The 6,004-nt window shown below is 53.1% G+C and carries 3 protein-coding genes; all 3 read left to right on the top strand.

The annotated features are described in order from the left end of the window. Positions 1-36 precede the first annotated feature (36 nt). The 3 genes from ACQ4N7_RS29805 to ACQ4N7_RS29795 all read left to right on the top strand — a co-directional run bounded on the left by ACQ4N7_RS29805 (position 37) and on the right by ACQ4N7_RS29795 (position 5,907). Positions 37-4,665: a RecQ family ATP-dependent DNA helicase gene (locus ACQ4N7_RS29805; protein WP_430715051.1), complete on the top strand. Its 4,629-nt coding sequence runs from the start codon at positions 37-39 to the stop codon at positions 4,663-4,665. Between the two features lie 6 nt (positions 4,666-4,671). Continuing rightward, a complete protein-coding gene (locus tag ACQ4N7_RS29800; RefSeq protein ID WP_430715050.1) occupies positions 4,672-5,292 on the top strand; it encodes a ribonuclease III domain-containing protein in 621 nt (206 codons plus the stop codon). Between the two features lie 132 nt (positions 5,293-5,424). After that, positions 5,425-5,907 (top strand): type II toxin-antitoxin system RelE family toxin, encoded by a 483-nt coding sequence (locus ACQ4N7_RS29795; RefSeq protein ID WP_430715049.1) that lies wholly within the window; start codon positions 5,425-5,427, stop codon positions 5,905-5,907. Positions 5,908-6,004 lie beyond the last annotated feature (97 nt).

Genomic DNA, 6,004 nt, shown 5'->3' with positions numbered 1-6,004 from the left:
TCGCTCGGGGGCAATGCAATAAGATTGTCGTCATTCATGGTGTATTCCTTCGCTGGTTACCTTGTTTCATCCAGCAGGATACGCCCTTCCTTCTTTTCCCTCCATACACCAGAAATCAACATAACTCCGGCCTTTGGAGATCTTCCCCCTGCTGTTCTTACAGACCTCTCTTCTGACGCTTTTGACTACATCTGGGGCATTCTGCTGCGCGAGGCCGACTTCGACCGTCGTTTCATTGTCGCGGCCCTGCTGGTCTGGAATTTTGAGCGCCACCAGCACCAATCCAAGCAAGCTCCCTCGGCATGGCTGAATCATCTGCCTCAGTTTCAAGACACCCTCAATCAGCTATTCCCAGTTACGCCAGCGGGGTTTACCTATCAGCCGTTCCTAGAAGCCTTTGACATTCCAAGCTTTCGAGAGGTTCAAGAAGAAGCCGTTCAGGCCATTATCGCCAGAAAAAACCCGCTGATTCTGATGCCCACTGGGGGCGGCAAATCCCTGTGCTATCAGCTGCCTGCCCTGATGTATTACCGTCGCCAGTGGGGGCTAACGGTCTGCATTTCACCCCTCCAGGCCTTGATGGAAGACCAGGTGGTAGATCTAGAATCTCAAGGGCTTGACTTCGCCACCTTCATCAACGGCAACCTACCGGCAGCGGTGCGGGCCGAGCGGCTAGAAGCTCTGCGCAATGGCCAAAAAGGGCTACTCTACATCAGCCCCGAACAGCTCCGTTCCATCAGCATCCGTAACCTTTTACGAGAGCGTCCGCCTGCTCTGTGGGTGATTGATGAAGCCCACTGTGTCAGCCAGTGGGGGCAAGACTTCCGTCCCGACTACCGCTACATTCCCAAGTTCATTCACGATCTCTATACTGCCCTAGGCCGCCCCCTACCCGCTCTGGCCCTGCTCACGGCCACCGCTACCGCCCAGGTGCGCGACGATATCTGCCAGCTTTTTCAGCAGCAGTCACTCACCGTTCACCGCCAAATTGCAGCGGGCATTCATCGCGACAACCTTAACTACCAAGTGCTCCCGGTTAACGGCAATAAAGACTCGCTAATTGTGGAGGCTGTGCAGCGAGCGCTCGATCAGGGGGGCTGCGCCTTGGTCTACACCGCCCTGCGCCGCGATGCCGAGCGTTTGGCCACCATGCTTCAACGACACGATATTCAGGCCCAGCACTACCACGGCAAAGTGCCCAAAGAGAAAAAGAGCGAACTGCTCACTGCCTTTAAGAATGGCGATCTAAACGTGGTAACGGCCACCTGTGCCTTTGGTATGGGCATTAACCGCAAAGATGTACGAGCTGTCGTTCACAACACCCCTAGCGGCAGCCTGGAAGGCTACATCCAAGAAGCGGGCAGAGCCGGTCGAGATGGTGACCCCGCCGACTGCGTGCTGCTGTTTGACCCGCAAGATTTAGAGATGCTTTTCTTTTTGAAGAGTCTGAATCATCTCTCCAGCACTGACTTGAGAAATATCTTTACAGCACTGCGGGGGGTGCGCGATCGCACTCGTTCCCGCTCTGGCCCTATCACCGAAGACTGGTTCTGGGCCACCACCGACGAGATCTATCAAACCAGCGACCTGGATGATCGCTTTGCCACCGACGACGACCAGCGAGAAACCAAGATGCGGGTAGCCCTGCACCACCTAGAAGACTTTGGGTTAATCGAGCGGGCCGAAAATCTCTCTACGGTGGTGCAGTTTCATCTGAAGCAATCTACCCCATCTCAGTCTTGGCAGACGTTTCTAACCTATAGCCGCCAAAAAGGACTTAAACAGGGCGAAATTAAGTCCTTCGAGCGGCTAATCTACAGCATGTATTTAGTGCAACAGCAGCACCAGCAAGAAGGCGAGCGAATATCGTTAGAGCGACTCAGCGATGAGTCTGGCATTCCAGTGCTGGAGTTGCCCGATCGCATTCGAGAACTGCAACGGGCTGGGGTTTGTACTTCTCAGCTACCGCTAACGCTGTTGGTGACTAAAGCTGTAAAAGGCGATGCCAAACTCACCTATGGGCGTTATTGCACCCTAGAAGAACAGCTCCTGAGCTATTTAGCCGATAAGGTAGGTGACAAACCCAGCCATGTGGTCAACCCCCGTAAACTAGCCACCTTTCTAGATGCCGATCGCAGCCAAAAGTTGAGGGACTCTAAACTGTCCCAATTGCTAGAAGGATGGCAAGCTCTGGGTTGGGTCAGACTAAAACGACTCAGCGGGGGGCTGATCCAGATCGGCGCTACCCATGCAGACTCTGGCCCCCTGTCCCAAGTGATCGACTGGCTGCCTCGCCATCAAGGGTTCTGCACCAAGCTGCTAGACGCCCTGTATGCCGAAATTGACAACACCCTAGAAACCAAAACCGGGGCTCGATTGGTAGTACAGTGCGATTTTGAGGCACTGTTGGAGACGGTGTGCGAGCGCCCCATCCCGACAGAAATAGAAGCCCAGCAGCTCCGGCGTACGCTGATCTGGCTCCATGAGCGAGAAATTGTGCGGTTGACGGATGGGCTTACCCTATTCCACCAGGCTTTAAAGGTGAGGGTCTTCAAAGGGGCTAACCTCAAAACTATCTACAGCCGTTACCCAACCCTAGAAGAGCACTACAAAGAACAGGCCCGCAAGACTCACGTGATGGCGAAGTATGGCGAGCTGGCAGAGAATGACCAAGAGCGTCAGCAGCTCATAGACGACTACTTTACCCTCACCGGCGAAGACTTCACGGCGGCCTACCCTGGTCTGAGTCAGCGCCCAGTCACCCAGGCCGATTACGAGGCCATTATGGGGCCGCTCAATGCTTCCCAAAAGGCGATTGTAGAAGCAGACGCTGCTGCAATTTCGGTCATTGCTGGCCCTGGGTCGGGTAAGACTCGCACCATCGTTCATCGCATTGCCTACCTAATTAAGGTTAAGCGAGTGGCTCCCGATCGCATCGTGGTGCTGGCCTATAACCGCAATGCTGTGCGAGAACTGCGCCTGCGATTGCAAGATTTAATCGGCAACCTAGCCTCTCGGCTGCGGGTCTACACCTTCCACGGCCTAGCCCTAGCCCTCCTAGGTCGCACCCTTGAAGAGACGACGACCCCTACCCACAAACGCCAGGACGCCGAAAAACGGTTCGACAGCCTCCTAAAGGATGCCTGCGACCTACTGGAGAGCCGAGAGGAAGACAATGATGACATCCAGCTTCGCCGGATTCGGCTGTTGGGCAACACCGAGCACATTTTTGTAGATGAGTACCAGGATGTAACCGAGCAAGAGTATCGCCTGATTCGCTTGATTTCAGGATTAGACGACAAAGAAGATCAAAACCAGTCGGTACAAATCAACCTCTGCGTAATTGGCGACGACGACCAAAATATTTACGGCTTTCGCGGAGCCGATGCCAAATTCATCCTCCAGTTCGAGGCAGAATATCGGGCTCAGCAATTTTTGCTGACCGAGAACTACCGCTCGACAGAATCCATCATTGCCGTTGGCAATCGAGTGATTCAAAACAACCGCTATCGCTGTAAGCGGACTCCAGAAGAGCAAGTCTGTATTGACCAAGCCAGAATCGGGCAAACGGGCAAGCCAGTGTTGGCACAGCTATTTAGCACACCCACGGCCCAAGCCATTTGGGTCACGAAGCAGGTGCGCCAGTGGTTAGACCAGGGCACATGCCCCAACGACATTGCCATCTTGGCTAAGGAATGGGAGCAACTCAGCGAAATCAGAGCTCTGTTAGAACGATTAGCAGACATTCCAACCTATGCCCTAAAGGGGCGCGACGTTAAGCTGACCCGCCATTTAATTACCCGCGAGGTCTTAAAGAAACTAGAGCAAAATCCCGACCTAGAACTCAGCTCTACCGAATCGGTACGACAAAAATTTCAAACTTTCTTTGAGACAGCGGGTCACAGATCTACAGAACCTACAGTAAAAATCCTGCTGAAGATTGGCGATGACCTAGACAAAGAGCGCGGGTTTGGCTCCGCAGATCTGGCAACGTCCATTACTACCGAGGAAATTGCCACATCCATCTATGAATTCAGCGAAAGCCCCAACAACTCCCTCACTGATGAAGATGCCATTTTGGTTACCAGTTGCCATGGGGCAAAGGGCCTGGAATTCTCAAAGGTGATCTTGCTGACTGCCAAGTTTTCTGAGGCTAAGCATCAACTTGAGGATGAAAGGCGACTGTTTTATGTCGCCACAACCCGCGCCAAGGAAGAGCTAGTTTTGTGCGGTGCCAAATCTACCCAGTTCTTACAAGAAACTCAAATTGAGCCCATCACTGAGCTTTTAGATGCAGTTGAGTTGCCTAAACGGATTAACTACTTTGATTTCAATCCCAGTGATGTTAATTTGGGCGATCGGGCGACCCAACGTAACCAAGAGGTCATTAAAACCATGCGGGAAGGGGATCCGCTCTATTTACGGCCCAACTCTTGGGGAAATGGATGGTCAAGCTTCAATGAGAAGCAGGTCGAGATTGGGACATTCTCTAGAAAGTGTAATGAATCCCTGAGATGGAAAGGGCTAGAACCCGGCAAATTCCACTTTCAGCCTGGGGAAGTAACCGTTCGCTACATCTACCGCCATGTCACGACCGCAGAGGACTCCGATGAAATCTTAGAAGATCGATATATCGTCATCCCACAAATACGTATTTATCGGTAATTGATTATGAGCAATCTGTCTATCAAACTTGAAGCGGCTAAGCGTGCGATCGCCTTTCCCGGTTTCCACAGTGACGACCTGCTTGAAATCGCCCTCACCGACCCCTGCACCCTCAATGAAATGGCTCTCTCCAGGGCAGAACAAGACCGTATCAAACGCAAATATCGCACCCTGGCTTTCATGGGTGATGCGTTAATTGACACTATCCTGGCCGACTACCTATATGGCACTGGTCGAGAATTTGAGCGGGAAGAATTAGATGACTACCGACAGGCGATCGCTGATCGCCCTTCCCTCACTGATTTTGCCATTGAGCTAGGCCTGCCTGACGTTAGCTCCTCCTGGAATCGCAAGAACCGTAAGCCTCCCGAAGCAGAACCTGGCACCTGGGGCGAAATGTTCGAAGCCGTGGTAGGCGTGCTGTTTTTGGACGCCGACCGGAATTTTGACAAAGTGGCGCAGTGGTTGTGTGCTCGCTTCATCCGCAATGCTGTTGCAGTCTATGAAGATGAGGATGACAACGACTACGACCTCGATGATGACGACTACGATTCAACCATCATTACCTCTGAGGACTACGCCGAGATGATGGGTCTTTCCCGATCCGATGGCGTCTCGTTTACGTGAGCGATCGCTCTGAACCCTCAGTTAAAGGCCAGATAAAGATAAGCAAGAATTCTGCTCCACCCCTGGGAACCTTAAGCACAATGGCAACCGAGGCCTATTTGAGGCTTCCCACTAACACGGCTCTCAGATTCCATGGCAGATACCTGGCTCATCACCCAAAAGCCCTCCTTCATGACCGAATGGATGGGGCTACCCCCCAAAGAAAGCCACCAGGTACTCGAAAAAATCAACCTGCTGCTGCAAGACCCAACCCCCGACGCCAAAGTCAAAAAGCAGCTCAAATATATGGGGGGTAAGCTCCACCGCCTAAGGGCTGGGCGCTATCGCATCTTCTACACCTTCGAGCATCCCTACGTCAGTCTGTTGGCCCTTCGAAAGCGCGACGACGACACTTACAGCGACGATATCGACGCAGAATTTCTGGGCGGGCTCGACCCCGACTTAACTGACGGTTCCCAACCCCGGCAGCCCAACTGGGAAAAAATCTTTGCGCCCCAAGAGACCCCTAAAACCCCACTGCCTGAGCCCATCACCGCAGACCTGCTGAAGCGCCTGCGCATCCCCGAAGTCTGCCACCCTCGCCTGCTGCAAAATCGCACGAACTTCGGCACCTGAATCGCGCCAACTTCGGCAGGTGAATCGCATGAACCTCGGCACCTGAATCGCATGAACTTCGGCAGGTCATGACTACCCCATCGGTGGATCTCGATAC

This window comes from Nodosilinea sp. AN01ver1, from assembly GCF_050565655.1.
Classification (GTDB): Bacteria; Cyanobacteriota; Cyanobacteriia; order Phormidesmidales; family Phormidesmidaceae; genus Nodosilinea.
The sequence above is the reverse complement of the archived record's forward strand: the minus strand, read 5'-3'. Positions and strand labels throughout refer to the sequence as shown.